Here is a 15,342-nt window from a genome sequence, read left to right as displayed (position 1 = left end):
TGAACGGAGCCTTGCATGAATTTCCGGTTTCTTCGATATACCACCTTCGCCCTTTGCATCCTGATGACCGTGGTCTGCACGGTGCTGATTCCGGTCTGGTCATGGCTGTGGATGCCGGCGTTGGTGTTTCTGGCGCTCTCGCTGATCGGTCTGCGCGATATGCTGCAAACGCGGCGCGCGATCCTGCGCAATTATCCGGTGCTCGGCCATATCCGCTATCTCTTCGAGATGGTGCGCCCGGAAATCCGCCAGTATCTGCTGGAAAGCGACCACGACGAAGAGCCCTTCTCCCGCGAGGCCCGCGGCATTGTCTACCAGCGCGCCAAAGGCGTTGAGGACAAACGCCCCTTTGGCACCAAGATGAGCGTCTATGACGGCGGCTATCAATGGCTGACCCATTCGATCCGGCCCAAAACCATCACCGACACGGATTTCCGGGTGATGATCGGCGGGCCCGATTGCACCCAACCCTATAACGCCTCGCTCTATAATATCTCGGCGATGAGCTTTGGCGCGCTCTCGGCGAATGCGATTCTGGCGCTGAACAAAGGCGCGAAAATGGGCAATTTCGCCCATGACACCGGCGAGGGCGGGATCAGCCGCTATCACAAAGAGGGCGGCGGCGATCTGATCTATGAATTCGGCTCGGGGTATTTTGGCTGCCGCACCGATACCGGCCAGTTTGACCCCGAGAAATTCCGGCAGACCGCCGGTCTCGATCAGGTCAAGATGATCGAGATCAAACTCTCGCAGGGCGCCAAACCCGGTCAGGGCGGGATGCTGCCCGGCGCCAAGATCACCCCCGAGATCGCCGAGGCGCGGGGGATCCCCGTCGGCGTCGATTGCATCTCGCCCGCCGGTCACAGCGCCTTTACCACGCCGATCGAATTGATGCAGTTTATCAAGCAATTGCGCGAGCTTTCGAATGGCAAACCGATCGGGTTCAAGCTCTGTATCGGGCACCGGCGCGAATTTATGTGTATGGTCAAGGCGATGCTGGAAACCGGCATCACCCCGGATTTCATCGTCATTGACGGCAAGGAAGGCGGCACCGGCGCGGCGCCCCTGGAATTCGCCAACCATATGGGGATGCCGCTGGTCGAGGGGCTGACCTTTGCCCATAACGCCCTGCGCGGCGCCGGTATCCGCGACCGGATCAAACTGGGCGCCTCGGGCAAGCTGATCCATGCGTTCCATGTCGCGAAAGTGCTGGCTCTGGGCGCGGATTGGGCAAATTCGGCGCGCGGCTTTATGTTTTCCATCGGCTGCATTCAGGCGCAGGCCTGCCACACCAACCACTGCCCGACCGGCGTCGCCACCCAGGACGAATGGCGCCAACGCGCGCTGGTGGTCTCGGATAAATCCGTGCGGGTGGCGAATTTCCACCGTAACACGTTGAAAGCGCTCGGAGATATGGCCAGTGCTGCGGGGCTTGACCACCCGTCGAACTTCTTGCCGTGGCATCTGATGATGCGCGAGAATGACCGCGAAATGGTCACCGGCGAAGAGGTCCACCCCTATATGCCCGAGGGTTTTCTGCTGCGCGGCGATGACGCGCGGTTCGGCTATATGATCCGCTGGAACCGCGCCAGCGCCGAGAGTTTTGAACCCTTTGATGAAGGGGTTTAAGCGGGGATTTGGGCCACGGCGGCATGCCTCTGGCAGTCTATAGGGGCGAAAATCGGGGGCATCGAGCCCCCGCTTTTCGTTGGGGCCGCCCCCAAACCCCGCCAAAGGGGTTTTCCACCCCTTTGGAAGCCCCGAGGATATTTAGGGCATAAAGTGGGGCGGGGAGGCGCTGATTTGACGCATTGCGCCCTTTTCCACCCCAAGAAACCGGCGTATAGGCGGCGGATGAGTCAAAACCCGCCGAACCTTCGCCCCGACCTCGCGCCGCGCGCGCGATTGACCGAGACGCCGCGCCCCGCAGGCCGCGATGCGCAGCCGACGATTGGCATGGTGTCGCTGGGCTGTCCGAAAGCGCTGGTTGATAGCGAGCGCATCCTGACCCGTTTGCGCGCCGAGGGCTACGCGATCTCGCCCGATTACCAAGGCGCCGATGCGGTGATCGTCAACACTTGCGGGTTTCTCGACAGTGCCAAGGCGGAATCGCTGGATGCGATTGGCGAGGCTTTGGCCGAGAACGGGCGGGTGATTGTCACCGGCTGTCTGGGCGCCGAGCCCGAGTATATCACCGGCGCGCATCCCAAGGTTCTGGCGGTCACCGGCCCCCATCAATACGAGCAGGTGCTCGATGCAGTCCACCGCGCGGTGCCGCCCGATCCCGACCCGTTTATTGACCTCTTGCCTGCTGCTGGCGTGAAACTGACACCACGGCATTTCAGCTATCTGAAGATTTCCGAGGGCTGCAACCACGCCTGTAAATTCTGCATCATCCCCGATATGCGCGGCCGCCTTGCCAGCCGTCCGGCCCATGCGGTGCTGCGTGAGGCCGAGAAACTGGTCGCCTCCGGCGTGCGCGAACTTCTGGTGATCTCGCAGGACACCTCGGCCTACGGCGTCGATATCAAACACGCCGAAGAGCGTGGCCACCGTGCCCATATCACCGATCTGGCGCGCGATCTGGGATCTTTGGGCGCTTGGGTTCGGCTGCATTACGTCTATCCCTATCCGCATGTGCGCAACCTGATCCCCCTGATGGCCGAGGGGCTGGTGCTGCCCTATCTCGATATCCCCTTCCAGCACGCCCATCCCGACACGCTGCGGCGCATGGCACGGCCGGCGGCGGCGGCGAAAACCCTCGACGAGATCGCCCGCTGGCGCAGTGATTGCCCCGAGATCACCCTGCGCAGCACCTTTATCGTCGGCTATCCGGGCGAGACCGAGGCGGAATTCCAGACCCTGCTTGACTGGCTGGATGAGGCGCAACTCGACCGCGTCGGCTGCTTTCAATACGAGAATGTGAAGGGCGCGCGCTCCAACGCCCTGCCCGACCATGTGCCCGCCGAGCTCAAGCAAGAGCGCTGGGAGCGGTTCATGGAAAAGGCGCAGGCGATTTCGGCGGCGAAACTGGAGGCTAAAATCGGCCAGACCCTGCCGGTGATCATCGACGAGATCGACCATGAGGGCGCCACCTGCCGCACCCAGGCCGATGCGCCCGAGATCGACGGCAATCTGTTCATTGACGAGGGCTTCGAGGGGCTGACCGTGGGACAGATCGTAAATGTGACAGTGGATGACGCCTCGGACTATGATCTCTGGGGCACTTTGTTGGAAAAGTGACAGCGCGGCGCGCGGCCTGACCTTTGTGCGGCGCTTTACACTTGCGCCACGCCGCCTTGCACGCCAGCATCAAAGCACCCACGCCGCCTGTTAAGGAGGGATCAATGCCCAAAGCCTATTGGGTCGCGCATGTCGATGTTGACGACCCCGAAATCTATGACCGCTACCGCGCCGCCAATGCCGTCGCCTTCGCCAAATACGGCGCGAGGTTCCTGATCCGCGGCGCCCCGCAGCAGCAGATCGAGGGAAAGACCCGCGCCCGCACCGTGGTCATCGAATTCGCCGATCTTGAGACCGCGACCGCCTGTTTCCACTCACCCGAGTATCAGGCGGCCAAGGCGATCCGCGACCCGATCTCCAGCGCCGACACGGTGATCGTCGAGGGCTACGACGACGCCTAAGCGACCGATTGCCCGCCACGCCGCGAGGACTAGCCAAGCGCCCCGCTGCGGCCTATACCAAGCCCGCAGAAACGACGGAATATCCCCATGCGCAGCGCGACCATCACCCGTAAAACCGCGGAAACCGAGATCAGCGTGACGCTCGATCTCGACGGCAGCGGTCAGTATGACAACCAGACCGGCGTCGGCTTTTTCGACCATATGCTCGACCAGCTTGCCCGCCATGCGCTGATCGATATGACCGTGCGCACCAAGGGCGATCTGCATATCGACGCCCATCACACCGTCGAGGACACCGGCATCGCGCTGGGTCAGGCTTTGGCGCAGGCATTGGGCGACAAACGCGGCATCAAGCGCTACGGCGAATGCGCGCTGCCGATGGATGACGCGCAGGTGCGTTGCGCGCTCGACCTTTCGGGACGGCCGTTTCTGATCTGGAATATCACCCTGCCGACGCAGAAGATCGGCACCTTCGACAGCGAATTGGTGCGCGAGTTCTTCCAGGCCTTCAGCACCCATGGCGGTATCACCCTGCATCTCGACCAGATCCACGGGTTCAACAGCCACCATATCGCCGAAGCCACCTTTAAGGCCGTCGCCCGCGCCCTGCGCGACGCGCTGGAAACCGACCCGCGCAAGGCCGATGCGGTGCCCTCGACCAAAGGTGTATTGTAAGCGGATGCTGACGGTTCTGGTCGATTACGAGAGCGGCAATCTGCATTCGGCGCAAAAAGCCTTCGAGCGTATGGCAGCCGAGGTCGGCGGCGGCGAGGTCATCGTCACCTCGCGGCCCGAGGATGTGCTGCGCGCCGACCGTATCGTGCTGCCCGGTGACGGGGCCTTCCCCGCCTGCCGCCGCGCGCTGGATGCGGTCGACGGCATGGCCGAGGCGCTTGAAGAGGCGGTGCAGGTCAAGGCGCGGCCGTTCTTAGGCATCTGCGTCGGCATGCAGCTATTGGCGAGTACCGGCCATGAATACCAGCGCACCGACGGCCTTGGCTGGATCGGTGGCGATATCACCCGCATAAAGCCCGATACGGCAGGGCTGAAAGTCCCGCATATGGGCTGGAACGATATGGTGATCGACCGCAAGCATCCGGTGCTTGAGGGGCTGAATACCGGCGATCACGCCTATTTCGTCCATTCCTACCGCTTTGAGGTCGCCGATCCCGCGCATCTTCTGGCCCATGTCGATTACGGCGGCGAGGTCACTGCGATTGTCGGGCGCGATACCATTCTGGGCACGCAATTTCACCCCGAGAAAAGCCAGTCCGCCGGATTGCGCCTGATCGGCAATTTCCTGCGCTGGGCGCCATAACGCCGCAGTCGCCAGACCACACGGGAATGTCGCTTTGCGGCGGCGGGCAGATTTGCTACTGCTAGCGCAAACGATATCAAGATATAGGAGCGAGGCATGGGGCAGCCACAAGCACACGAGCGCATTCAATATATTGTCGAGGGCGGCCATCGCCTCTCGGGCACGATCACCCCTTCGGGCAATAAAAACGCCGCTTTGCCGATTGTCGCGGCGGCGCTCCTGACCGATCAACGGGTGGAATTGCGCAATGTGCCACGGATCCGCGATATCGAAGCGCTGGTCGAGCTGATCCAGTCGGTCGGCGCCGAGGCCCGCTGGCTGGGCCGCAACGAGCTGGAAATCCGCGCTGCCAATCTGCGCCCTGCCGATCTCGACCCCGATCTTTGCGCCCGCATTCGCGCCTCGATCCTGCTGGCCGGTCCGATGCTGGCGCGCTGCGGTGAAATCCGTCTGCCGCCGCCGGGTGGCGATGTCATTGGCCGCCGCCGCGTCGATACGCATTTCCTCGCACTCGAGCAACTCGGCGCGAAAATCACCGTTGATGACGCCTACCATTTCACCGCCGAAAAACTCACCGGCGCCGATGTGTTCCTTGATGAACCCTCGGTGACCGCGACGGAAAACGCTTTATGCGCCGCGGTTTACGCCGAAGGCACCACGATCCTGCGCAACTGCGCCTCCGAGCCGCATGTGCAGGATCTGGCGCATTTCCTCAACGCGATGGGCGCCAGCATCGAGGGCATCGGCAGCAATGTGATGACCATCCATGGCGGCGCCAAACTCGGCGGCACCACCCATACGATCGGCACCGATCATATCGAGGTCGGCTCGCTGATCGGCCTCGCCGCGGTGACCAAATCCGAGATCACCATCAAGGACGCCGGTGTCGAGCATCTGCGCGCCACGCTGATGGGGTTTGAACGCCTCGGCATCCGCTGCGAGATCCGCGGCAATGATCTTCATATCCCCGCCGATCAGGAAATGCGCGTGCAGGATGATTTCGGCGGCCATATCCCGATCATCTCCGACCAGCCCTGGCCCGCGTTTCCCGCCGACACCATGTCGATTGCGATTGTCACCGCCACGCAATGCGAGGGCGTGGTGATGATGTTCGAGAAGATGTTCGAAAGCCGGATGTTCTTTGTCGACAAGCTGATTGCGATGGGCGCGCGGATTGTGCTCTGCGATCCGCACCGCGCGATTGTCGCCGGCCCTTCGAAAATGCGCGGCGCACGGCTGGAAAGCCCCGATATCCGCGCCGGCATGGCGATGCTGATTGCGGCGATGTGCGCCGAGGGCACCAGCACGATCAACAACGCCCAGCAGATCGAACGCGGCTATGAGCGGATCGACGAACGGCTTAACGCGATGGGCGCCAAAATCACCCGCGTCCCCGCCCGCGTCTGAGCCGTGGCGCGCTGAATTCTCCCCCCTGTTGGCGTGAGCGCATGCACTGTGCAAAGGCCTCACCCCAACAGGAAAATTCGCGCCCCTTTCCACTCACCACGCCAGAAAACCGCCCCCAACTTTGTGCTCTAAATATCCTCGGGGGTCCCCAAGGGGGTGGAAAACCCCCTTGGTGGCGTATGGGGCCACCCATGCGGCGCGCGGGGGCTCGACGCCCCCAAGCGCCGCTTCCCCTTACCGCGCGCCTTTGGCGCGACTCACCGCTCGGTCAGCTTCAACTCAATCCGCCGGTTCTGCGCCCTCGCCTCGCGGCTCGAGCCTTCGGCTACCGGCCGGTATTCGCCGAACCCCGCCGCCGCCAGCCGTTCGGGCGCAAACCCCAGATCCTCGATCATATAGAGCACCACCGAGAGCGCCCGCGCCTGGCTCAACTCCCAGTTCGAGCCGTAGGCCGCGCCCGCCGGCACCGGCACATTATCGGTATGCCCGTCGACGCGCAGGATCCAGTCGATCTGCGACGGAATATCAGCCGCCACATCCGAGAGGATCGCCACCACATTGGCAATCTGCTCGCGCCCGCCGCGCGCCAGATCCGCCGAGCCGGGTTCAAACAGCACCTCCGAGGAAAACACAAAGCGGTCGCCGACAATGCTGACCCCCTCGCGCCCCGCCAGAATCGCCCGCATCTGGCCGAAAAACTCCGACCGGTAGCGCTCAAGCTGCTCGGCCTCGGCCTCCAGCCGCCGCCGCTCGGCCTCTTCGAGTTCCGCGCGCCGCCGCTCTTCCGCCGCCACCCGCGCCAGCGCCGCGTTCAGATCCGAACCCAGCGTCGCAATCTGCGTATCCGCCGCAGCCTCGCGCACCCGCGATTCGCCCAACAGCTCCTGCAAGCCCGAAACCTGCCGCTGCAATTGCGCCACCTGCTCGTTCAACAATGCCAAGCGCTGCTGGTCCTCGCTGGCCAGCGCCTCGGCCTCGGCCAGCTGCGCCGAAGCCAGTTCCAACAGCGCCGCGCGGGTCTGCGACTCGGTCAATTCGCGCGCCACCTGCGCTTCGGCCTCTTCGCGCGCCGCCTGCGCCGCCGCCAAAAGCGTCAGGGTTTCCTCGGCCTCGCGCCGCTGCGCCTCCAGCGCCAAGGTCATTGCCGTCAGTTCGGTATCCGCATCGCGCAGGCGCGCGCGCAGGGTCTCCGCCGCCGCGAGTTCCGCCAGTCGCGCCGCCTCCTCGCGGCTCAACTCGCCCTCAACCTCGGCCAGCCGCTCGCGCAATGCCTGCGCCGCTGCCGCCTCGGCCAGTCGCGCCGCCTCGGCCTCTGAGACATCCTCGCCCAGACTGTCCCGCAACGCCGCGAGTTCCGCCAAAGCCTGCTGCCGCGCCAGTTCCGCCGCGCTCAATTCCGCCTCCAACTCCGCAATCCGCGCCTGCGTGCCTTCATCCAGCGCCGCCAGATCCGCCAAAGCCTGCCGCCGCGCCAGTTCCTCGGCACTCAGCTCCGCCTCCAGCTCCGCAATCCGCGCCTGCGTGCCTTCATCCAGTGCCGCCAATTCCGCCAGAGCCTGCACCCGCGCGAGTTCCTCAGCACTCAACGCCGCCTCCAGCTCCGCAATCCGCGCCTGCGTCCCTTCATCCAGCGCCGCCAATTCCGCCAGAGCCTGCGTCCGCGCCAGTTCCTCGGCACTCAACTCTGCTTCCAGCTCCGCAATCCGCGCCTGCGTGCCCTCGTCCAACGCCGCCAATTCCGCCAGAGCCTGCGTCCGCGCCAGCTCCTCCACGCTCAACGCCGCCTCCAGCTCCGCAATCCGCGCCTGCGTCCCCTCATCCAACGCCGCCAATTCCGCCAGAGCCTGCGTCCGCGCCAGTTCCTCGGCGCTCAGTGCCGCCTCCAACTCGGCAATTCGCGCCTGCGTCCCTTCATCCAGCGCCGCCAATTCCGCCAAAGCCTGCTGCCGCGCGAGTTCCTCGGCACTCAACGCCGCCTCCAACTCGGCAATCCGCGCCTGCGCCCCCTCATCCAGCGCCGCCAGTTCCGCCAGCGCCTGCGTCCGCGCCAGTTCCTCGGCACTTAACGCCGCCTCCAACTCCGCAATCCGCGCCTGCGTCCCCTCATCCAGCGCCACCAGCTCCGCCAAAGCCTGCGTCCGCGCCAGCTCCTCCGCGCTCAACGCCGCCTCCAGCTCCGCAATCCGCGCCTGCGTGCCTTCGTCCAACGCCGCCAGTTCCGCCAGCGCCTGCTGCCGCGCCAATTCGCTGTCGCTCAGGCTCGCATCCAGCCGCGCAATTTCCGCCAGTTGCGCCTCGGATAGCGCCGTCGCCTCCGCCAGCGCCGCCTCGCGCGCGGCCAAGGACGCCGCCGTCTGCGCCTGCAAATCCAATGCCGCCTGCCGCTCGCCCTGCACCCGTTGCAGGGTCGCCAAAGTGTCCGACAGCCGCGCCAAAGTCGCCGCCTGTTCGCCCACCGCGCGGCCCAAGGTCTCGCGGGTTTCCGCCAGTGTCGCGCGTGCCGTATCGCGCTCCGCCTCGGTCTCGCTCAACCGCGCCAGCATCTCGGCCAGCGCCGCCTCGACCGCCTCGCGTTCCGCCGCCAAAAGCCGCGCCGCCTCGACCTGCGCGTCCATCTCGTCGCGCGCCTGCGCCAGTGCCAGATCCAGCGCCTCGGCCTCCGAGATAACCGCATCGCGCGCCGCCTCCACCTCGGCCAGCTGCGCGCCCAAATCCGCGCGTTCCGCGATCAGCGCCGCGACTTGCGCCTCGAAGGCGGTGATCTGGCTCTCTGCCGCCTCCAAGGCCTCGCCCCGCGCGGTCAAATCCCGCCCCAATGCCGCAATTGTCGCCTCTTGCTGGCGCGAGTTCGCGCGCAATGCCGCCAGATCGCCGCTCAGCCCCGCGACCTCGCCGGTCAGCGCCTCGACACGGCCCCGCGACAGGCCCAAAGCATCGGTCAGATTGGCCACCTGCGCGGTCAGCCCCTCCAGCTCGCTGTCTTGGGAATTGATCGTGTCGCGCATCACGCTTTGCACGATCATGAAAATCGACAGCACGAACATCAGGATCAGCAATAGCGCCGTCATCGCATCGACAAACCCCGGCCAAATCGAGGCCGAAAACCGCTGTGAGCCGCGCCGCGACAGACCCATCAGTCTGCCCCTTCAGGCCCGACGCTGGGCGGTTGCTGCCGGTTCAATTGCCGCACCGCCTGCGTCAAAACCGCCAGATCGCTGCGCATATCGGCCATGGATTCCTGCCGGCCGGCGGATAATTCCTCAAGGATTCTCACCAGTTGCACATCCATCGAGCGCAGCCGCAGACGCGTTTCCGCCTCGATATGCGGCTCATCCTCATCGCCCAGCTTGCCGCGCAACTCGGCGACCAGCGCCTCTTGCCCCTCGGCCACCCGCGTCAGCGCCGCCGCTGAGGAGGCCTCCATCTCGAATCGCAGCGACAGCCGGTCAACCGCCTCGGCCAGCGTCGCCAGCCCCTGATCCAACTGCGAACGTCCGGCCTCGCTTTCCGCCTGTAGCGCGCGCATCCCGTCCATCTGTTCGGTCAGGCTGTCGAGGATTTCGGCCACCGCCGCCATCCCTTCCGAGCCGCCCTCGCCCTCGGACGCGGTGCCCAGACGGGTGATCGACGAGAGCCATTCCTCAAGTTCGCGGTAGAACCGGTTCTGCGCCTGTGAGGCGAACAGCTCCAGAATGCCGACCACCAGCGATCCGGCGAGGCCCAAGAGCGAGCTGGAAAACGCCGTGCCCATGCCGCCCATCTGCGCCTCAAGCCCGCTCATCAAGCGGCCAAAACCGGCCATCGCGCTTTCACCGTCCTGCGGCGCCAAGGAGCGGATCGTCTCGACCACCGCCGGAACCGAGGTCGCCAGCCCGTAAAACGTGCCCAAAAGCCCCAAGAAAATCAGCAGGTTAACCAGATACCGCGTGATATCGCGCTCTTCGTCGATCCGCGTCGCCACCGATTCAAGGATCGAGCGCGCCGAGGTCGAGGAGATATGACTACTATTCCCGCGCGAGCGCAAAAGCGAGGCCAAAGGCGCCAGAAGCCGCGGCGCAATGGTGATCTGATGGCCCGGGGTTTCGGCAACGAACCCGCCAACCCAGCGCACCGAAGAGAACAGTTGCACCACCTGCCAGATCGTCGCCAACACGCCGATCACGAACACCAACAGGATGAAGCCGTTCAGCCAGATATTGGCCAGAAAAATCCCCGAAATGCGCGGATAGGCCAGCGAGACGCCGACCAGCACCAGCGCCAGCGAGACCAGCATCAGGGACAATTGCCGGAATGGCTTGGTGAACTGGACCCCGCCAATCGGCCCCAGCGCGCCCGCTTTCAAATCTTTCGCCATATGTAGCACCCGGTCATTGCACCACAAAATCTAGTAGCTATAGGCGGGTTTGCCAACTGCGAACTATGCGGTTTTCAACATCTTCACCCGATCCGAGAGCCACTGCAACTCGGGGTCGGGCAGGCCCAGCTCGGCCAGATGCGCGGTGGTCTGGTGCAGATACTCGCAATTCGGGCCACGGTCGCCCACCGCCGCAGCGATAATCTGTGCCTGATCCTCCAGCTCCAGCGCGCCGCAATACTGCCCGTGATCGCGGTCGATGACATAGACCACCGCCTCGACCTCGCGCCCCGCATCCTTCCCGTCCTCCAGTGTCAGCCGCTGGCGGGTCTCCAGATAGGCCGCCGAGATCAACTCGCGCGCGCGTAGATATTCCAGCGTTTCCTCGGCAATCTGCGGCGCGATCTCAAAGGCGACCCCGTGGCAATTTGCCCCCTCGGCGGCATCAAGCGCCAGCACCAGACCGGGGTCCTGCACGGTGCCGCGGTGATGGATCGAGCGCATACAAAACGAGCGGTGGAACCCGTCCAATCGCGCAATCCGCCGCGCGGTCCAGGCAAACCCCGGATTCCACACCAGCGACCCGTATCCAAAGACCCATAATGACTGCATTCCGGTTCCTCTTGGCTGGGTGGCGTCTCTGCGACGGCTCTGCGGCGCTAATCTCTGGCGGCGGCCCTCAAGGGGATGTAAACAGCGGATCAGTTAATGACAACGGGGTGGGCCATGCGCGTTCTGGCAGTTCTGGCAGTTGTGGCGGCCTTGGGCTGGTGCGGATATTGGTTTATCGGTGCGCGGGCGCTGGATTCGGCGATCACCAGCGGCTTGGTCGCGGCGCAGGACGCGGGCGCCGAGGTCAGCACCGAGGGCCATGTGATTCGCGGCTTTCCGAACCGCTTTGACGTGACCTTTGACGCCCCGCGCGTCGCCAGTGAGGGCATCGCATGGTCGGCGCCCTTCGTGCAGTTTTTCGCGCTCTCTTACCGGCTCAACCATCTGATCGCGGTTTTCCCCCATGACCAACGCCTCACCGTCTTTGGTCATGAGGCGCTGGTCCATAGCGAGGATATGCGCGCGAGCCTAGTTGCCGAAGCGGGCCGCGATTTGCCCCTAGAGCGCATCGCCTTGGTCGGCCAGCAGCTTGAGGTGATGGTGAACGGCCAGACCCATCAAATCGACGGGCTCCGCGCCGCCAGCCGCCGGATCGCGCCCCGCGAGCACCAGATTTCGGTGCTCTTGGAAACCCTGATCCCCGACCAACCGCTCATGGAGCGCGAAGACCCCCAGCGCCTTTACCCGCGGTTTTTCGATGTGCTGCGGCTGGATGCCGAGGTGGAATTCGACCGCGCCATCGACCGCCATCTGATCGGCGGCGCCGAACCCCGCCTCACCCGCCTCAGCCTGACCGGCGGGCGCGCGGCATGGACCGGCACCGATATCACCGCCTCGGGCAATCTGACGCCGGGGATGGACGGGCGCCTCTCGGGCGATGTCTTGGTGACGGTGACCGGCTGGCGGGCGCTGGTTGATCTGGCGCGCGCGGCGGGGGTGATGCCCGCCGAGCATGACGCGCTGATCGTGATGGCGCTGCAGGGGCTGGTGGCGCCTGATAATCCCGAGCGCATAGAGGCCGGTTTCTCGGTGCGCGACGGCGCCGTCTGGCTCGGCCCGATCCAAGTCGGACAACTGCCGCCGCTGTGGTAAACGAAACGCCTTGAGACCCTGTTTGGCCCGGGGGCACCCCGGGCCGCGCCCGACCCTCCCCCCGGGAGGGCGCCTTGGCGATGTCGTGTAACGTTCTGAAGTCATTGATGCTTTGGAGCACAGCGCACTGCAGTAATCGTGACTGCGCCCACCCAGGATCGGGCGCGTCCCTTCCCGCCAAGCTCGGGGGGGTAGCAATACACATCGCGGCGAAAGCCGGCGAAACGCCCCTACCCCGACCGCCCGCCGCTCTTGCCCACCACCGACAGCCGCACCGGCGCCTGACCTTCCGGCCCTGCCCCCTGCGCTGCGGCATCCTCGGCGGGTGACGGGCCCACCGGACGCTCCGGCCCCGCATGCGGCACCCCGCCCAATTCCTCACGCAGCACCACGCGCAATTCATCCATCAACTCGCGCCGCACCGCCTCCATCTGCTCGGCCTCGCGCGCCGCCTGTTCCTGCGCCGACAGGGGCGATTCGTCGAACACCGAGCGATGAATACGGTCGTGCAAGATCTCGGCCAGCGCCGCACCGGCCAGAACACCGGTGACATTGGCGCCGAAATCCAGCCATTCGGCGCTGCGCCCCACCGTCGGCTGGATCAATTCAATCGCGCCGCCGTAAAGGATCACCAAAGGCACCGCCCAATACCAGCGCCGCGAGTCGGTGACGATCAGCGGGAAAATGATCAGCAGAAAACCGGCGAAATGATAGGCTTTGTCCAGCCCTTCGATCGAGATCGCCTCGGGCGGGATCGCGGTCAAGGATAACACAGCGGTGGCCAGCGCAATCATGAAACTGAGCACCAGCCCCGATTTCCGCCACATCCATGTTTGATGAATTTTCAACGCTCCCAGGGTCGCCGCGCTAGTCTCGCGCCGCGCTGCCTGCTCCTTGACTGCCGTGTTGCTCTCGCCCATCGCCGGTTCCCAGCTACGTCACTACCTGTCAATCGTTAAGGAATAGTTCCCGATTGCGGTAAAATTGCGGCAATGGTGTGGACTATCCACAGGCCGCGGGGGGCGAGATCACCCGCGCACCCCGCATCTTTTAGCCGCCGATCTACGCAGCCTCAACCAGCTCGCCCGCCTGATTTCCGGCCTGATTGCCCACCAGATTGCCCGCGCGCACGGTCTCGGTCACCCGCGCCAAAGCCCGCGCTTCCAACTGGCGCACGCGTTCCTTCGAGATGCCCATATCGGCGCCCAGATCGCTGAGCGTGGTCGGCACTTCCGCCAGATGGCGCGCGGCAACGATCACCCGCTCGCGTTCAGGCAATTGCTGCACCGCATCATAGAGCGCGGCGCGGCGGCGCTCACCGTCCAAACGCGCGGCGACATCGGCCTCGGTCTGCGCATCCTCATCCTCGATGGTCTCGACCCAGCTCCGCCCCTCGTCATCCGAGGATTGCGGCGCATCGAGCGACAGATCGGGGCCGGACATCCGCCCCATCATCGCCTCGACCTGCGCCTCGGGCACCTCAAGCTCGCGCGCGACCAGCACCGAGAGCGGCTCTTCGCGGCTCTCGTCGTCGATATGTTTGGCGATCACCCGGCGCAGGTGGAAAAACAGCTTTTTCTGCGTCGCATTGGTGCCGGTCCGCACCATCGACCAGTTGCGCATCACATAATCCTGCATCGAGGCGCGGATCCACCAAGAGGCATAGGTCGAAAAGCGCGCGCCGTTCTCGGGGTCGAATTTCTCGGCGGCGCGCATCAGCCCCAGATTACCCTGCTGGATCAGATCCTCATAGGGCACATCATAGCGCCGGAACCGGCCGGCGAATGACACCGCCAGCCGCGCATAGGCCTGGATCAGCCGGTGCAGGGCGGCCTCGTCACGATTATCGCGCCAGGCGACGGCCAATTCCGTCTCGACTTCGGCGCTGAGCATTTCTTCGGCCATCGACGCGCGGACATACCGGCGGATGTGCGGATTTTGGAACCCCATTGTTAACCCCTTTCATACGTCTCCAGATAATAGCGCTTCGCTTATATCTTGTTTCGCATCGCTACTATCTATCGCCGGACTTGTCAAGCCGAGGGGCTGGGATTACCTCCTTGGCCATGACCAGCCCGATGCCCTCCCCCGAGACCGAAACCCAGCGCCCGATGGATGCCGCACATGCCGCCGATCTATTGGTGCATGTGGCGCGTTTGGCGCATGGGCAGGCGACCGATCCCAGCCTGACCGCGGCGCAATGGACAGCGCTGCGCTATTTCGCCAGCGCCAACCGGTTCTCGCGCACCCCGTCGGCGTTTTCGCAATTCCATGTCACCACCCGCGGCACCGCCTCGCAGACGGTGAAATCGCTGGTCAGCCTCGGGTTGTTGCAACGCACCCCCTGCGAGCATGACGGGCGGGTGGCGCGCATTGATGTCACCGAGGCGGGGCATCTGAAACTCGCCTCCGACCCGTTGCGCGATCTCAGCCGCTGTATCGACGCGCTCCCCGCCGCCCAGCGCAGCGCCTTTACCGAAGCGCTCGCCACGATCTCCAGCGCGCTGGCCGGTCTGCGCGCCGCGCCGCAGTTCGGCAATTGCAACGATTGCGGCCATTGCGACACCTCGCAGCCCGCCTCGACCTATTGCCGCTGCACCCAATCGATCCTCGGCGGCGCCGATCTCGGCGCGCTCTGCGTCGATTTCGTCCCGCTCAGCGATCGCCGCAAAGGGTAATTTTCCGACATATCGCGCAGGGTAGCGACTGCAGGCATTCCACCGCATCCGGCATGACATACACCCGATTACCCGGTTGAAAAACGGCCAGCACATCGCCGCAATTCTCGCATATTCGCGGCTCAATGTCGAATTTGTGCCATTTCAGGCCATCCCCTCCAAACATCTGACATTCACACCCCCGCCGCGATATTGACCACATCCGGCTGGCACTTATCCAACATATCCGCCGCCCCG

General features: G+C 64.6%; 13 protein-coding genes. 8 read left to right on the top strand and 5 right to left on the bottom strand.

Annotated features, from left to right (window positions below; all coding sequences use genetic code 11):
* Positions 1–15 precede the first annotated feature (15 nt).
* The 6 genes from DDE20_RS05870 to murA all read left to right on the top strand — a co-directional run bounded on the left by DDE20_RS05870 (position 16) and on the right by murA (position 6,369).
* Complete coding sequence (locus DDE20_RS05870) at positions 16–1,629, top strand: FMN-binding glutamate synthase family protein (RefSeq protein ID WP_116557535.1); 1,614 nt, start codon at positions 16–18, stop codon at positions 1,627–1,629.
* A gap of 225 nt (positions 1,630–1,854) precedes the next feature.
* Entirely contained in the window at positions 1,855–3,243 is a 1,389-nt protein-coding gene (gene rimO, locus DDE20_RS05865; RefSeq protein WP_116557534.1) for a 30S ribosomal protein S12 methylthiotransferase RimO, read from the top strand.
* Positions 3,244–3,347: 104 nt separating this feature from the next.
* A complete protein-coding gene (locus tag DDE20_RS05860; RefSeq protein WP_116557533.1) occupies positions 3,348–3,644 on the top strand; it encodes a DUF1330 domain-containing protein in 297 nt (98 codons plus the stop codon).
* Between the two features lie 87 nt (positions 3,645–3,731).
* A complete protein-coding gene (gene hisB / locus DDE20_RS05855) occupies positions 3,732–4,319 on the top strand; it encodes an imidazoleglycerol-phosphate dehydratase HisB (RefSeq protein ID WP_116557532.1) in 588 nt (195 codons plus the stop codon).
* Between the two features lie 4 nt (positions 4,320–4,323).
* A complete protein-coding gene (hisH, locus tag DDE20_RS05850) occupies positions 4,324–4,962 on the top strand; it encodes an imidazole glycerol phosphate synthase subunit HisH (RefSeq protein WP_116557531.1) in 639 nt (212 codons plus the stop codon).
* Positions 4,963–5,058: 96 nt separating this feature from the next.
* On the top strand, positions 5,059–6,369 hold the full coding sequence (gene murA / locus DDE20_RS05845; protein ID WP_116557530.1) for a UDP-N-acetylglucosamine 1-carboxyvinyltransferase: 1,311 nt from the start codon (positions 5,059–5,061) through the stop codon (positions 6,367–6,369).
* 257 nt (positions 6,370–6,626) lie between these two features.
* On the opposite strand, the gene DDE20_RS19330 is transcribed toward murA, so the two are convergent.
* The 3 genes from DDE20_RS19330 to DDE20_RS05830 all read right to left on the bottom strand — a co-directional run bounded on the left by DDE20_RS19330 (position 6,627) and on the right by DDE20_RS05830 (position 11,335).
* A complete protein-coding gene (locus tag DDE20_RS19330; RefSeq protein WP_116557529.1) occupies positions 6,627–9,503 on the bottom strand; it encodes a peptidoglycan -binding protein in 2,877 nt (958 codons plus the stop codon).
* A complete protein-coding gene (locus DDE20_RS05835; RefSeq protein ID WP_116557528.1) occupies positions 9,503–10,723 on the bottom strand; it encodes a biopolymer transporter ExbB in 1,221 nt (406 codons plus the stop codon). The genes DDE20_RS19330 and DDE20_RS05835 overlap by 1 nt, the downstream gene beginning before the upstream one ends.
* Positions 10,724–10,786: 63 nt before the next feature.
* The gene (locus tag DDE20_RS05830; protein WP_116557527.1) at positions 10,787–11,335 is read right to left on the bottom strand and encodes a gamma-glutamylcyclotransferase; all 549 of its coding nucleotides are present in this window, start codon (positions 11,333–11,335) and stop codon (positions 10,787–10,789) included.
* Positions 11,336–11,449: 114 nt separating this feature from the next.
* On the opposite strand from DDE20_RS05830, the gene DDE20_RS05825 reads away from it, so the two are divergent.
* Positions 11,450–12,427 (top strand): DUF2125 domain-containing protein, encoded by a 978-nt coding sequence (locus DDE20_RS05825; protein ID WP_165814435.1) that lies wholly within the window; start codon positions 11,450–11,452, stop codon positions 12,425–12,427.
* A 230-nt stretch (positions 12,428–12,657) separates the two neighbouring features.
* On the opposite strand, the gene DDE20_RS05820 is transcribed toward DDE20_RS05825, so the two are convergent.
* Both DDE20_RS05820 and DDE20_RS05815 read right to left on the bottom strand, forming a co-directional pair.
* Positions 12,658–13,254, bottom strand: a complete 597-nt coding sequence (locus DDE20_RS05820) for a VanZ family protein (RefSeq protein ID WP_165814434.1) — start codon at positions 13,252–13,254, stop codon at positions 12,658–12,660.
* Positions 13,255–13,489: 235 nt separating this feature from the next.
* Positions 13,490–14,377 carry an RNA polymerase factor sigma-32 gene (locus tag DDE20_RS05815; RefSeq protein WP_116557524.1) on the bottom strand — a complete coding sequence of 296 codons (888 nt, stop codon included), beginning with the start codon at positions 14,375–14,377 and terminating at the stop codon, positions 13,490–13,492.
* Between the two features lie 116 nt (positions 14,378–14,493).
* Between DDE20_RS05815 and DDE20_RS05810 the strand changes: the two genes are divergently transcribed.
* A complete protein-coding gene (locus DDE20_RS05810; RefSeq protein WP_240607889.1) occupies positions 14,494–15,105 on the top strand; it encodes a MarR family winged helix-turn-helix transcriptional regulator in 612 nt (203 codons plus the stop codon).
* Positions 15,106–15,342 lie beyond the last annotated feature (237 nt).

The organism is Pararhodobacter oceanensis (assembly GCF_003076755.1).
Classification (GTDB): domain Bacteria; phylum Pseudomonadota; class Alphaproteobacteria; order Rhodobacterales; family Rhodobacteraceae; genus Pararhodobacter; species Pararhodobacter oceanensis.
This window is presented reverse-complemented; position numbering and strand designations above follow the sequence as displayed.

What these genes read in the sequence shown, in the direction of transcription:
- DDE20_RS05870 (WP_116557535.1), top strand. Translation starts at nt 16, where the DNA reads ATGAATTTCCGGTTTCTTCGATATACCACCTTCGCCCTTTGCATCCTG.
- rimO (WP_116557534.1), top strand. Translation starts at nt 1,855, where the DNA reads ATGAGTCAAAACCCGCCGAACCTTCGCCCCGACCTCGCGCCGCGCGCG.
- DDE20_RS05860 (WP_116557533.1), top strand. Translation starts at nt 3,348, where the DNA reads ATGCCCAAAGCCTATTGGGTCGCGCATGTCGATGTTGACGACCCCGAA.
- hisB (WP_116557532.1), top strand. Translation starts at nt 3,732, where the DNA reads ATGCGCAGCGCGACCATCACCCGTAAAACCGCGGAAACCGAGATCAGC.
- hisH (WP_116557531.1), top strand. Translation starts at nt 4,324, where the DNA reads ATGCTGACGGTTCTGGTCGATTACGAGAGCGGCAATCTGCATTCGGCG.
- murA (WP_116557530.1), top strand. Translation starts at nt 5,059, where the DNA reads ATGGGGCAGCCACAAGCACACGAGCGCATTCAATATATTGTCGAGGGC.
- DDE20_RS19330 (WP_116557529.1), bottom strand. Translation starts at nt 9,503, where the DNA reads ATGGGTCTGTCGCGGCGCGGCTCACAGCGGTTTTCGGCCTCGATTTGG.
- DDE20_RS05835 (WP_116557528.1), bottom strand. Translation starts at nt 10,723, where the DNA reads ATGGCGAAAGATTTGAAAGCGGGCGCGCTGGGGCCGATTGGCGGGGTC.
- DDE20_RS05830 (WP_116557527.1), bottom strand. Translation starts at nt 11,335, where the DNA reads ATGCAGTCATTATGGGTCTTTGGATACGGGTCGCTGGTGTGGAATCCG.
- DDE20_RS05825 (WP_165814435.1), top strand. Translation starts at nt 11,450, where the DNA reads ATGCGCGTTCTGGCAGTTCTGGCAGTTGTGGCGGCCTTGGGCTGGTGC.
- DDE20_RS05820 (WP_165814434.1), bottom strand. Translation starts at nt 13,254, where the DNA reads ATGTGGCGGAAATCGGGGCTGGTGCTCAGTTTCATGATTGCGCTGGCC.
- DDE20_RS05815 (WP_116557524.1), bottom strand. Translation starts at nt 14,377, where the DNA reads ATGGGGTTCCAAAATCCGCACATCCGCCGGTATGTCCGCGCGTCGATG.
- DDE20_RS05810 (WP_240607889.1), top strand. Translation starts at nt 14,494, where the DNA reads ATGACCAGCCCGATGCCCTCCCCCGAGACCGAAACCCAGCGCCCGATG.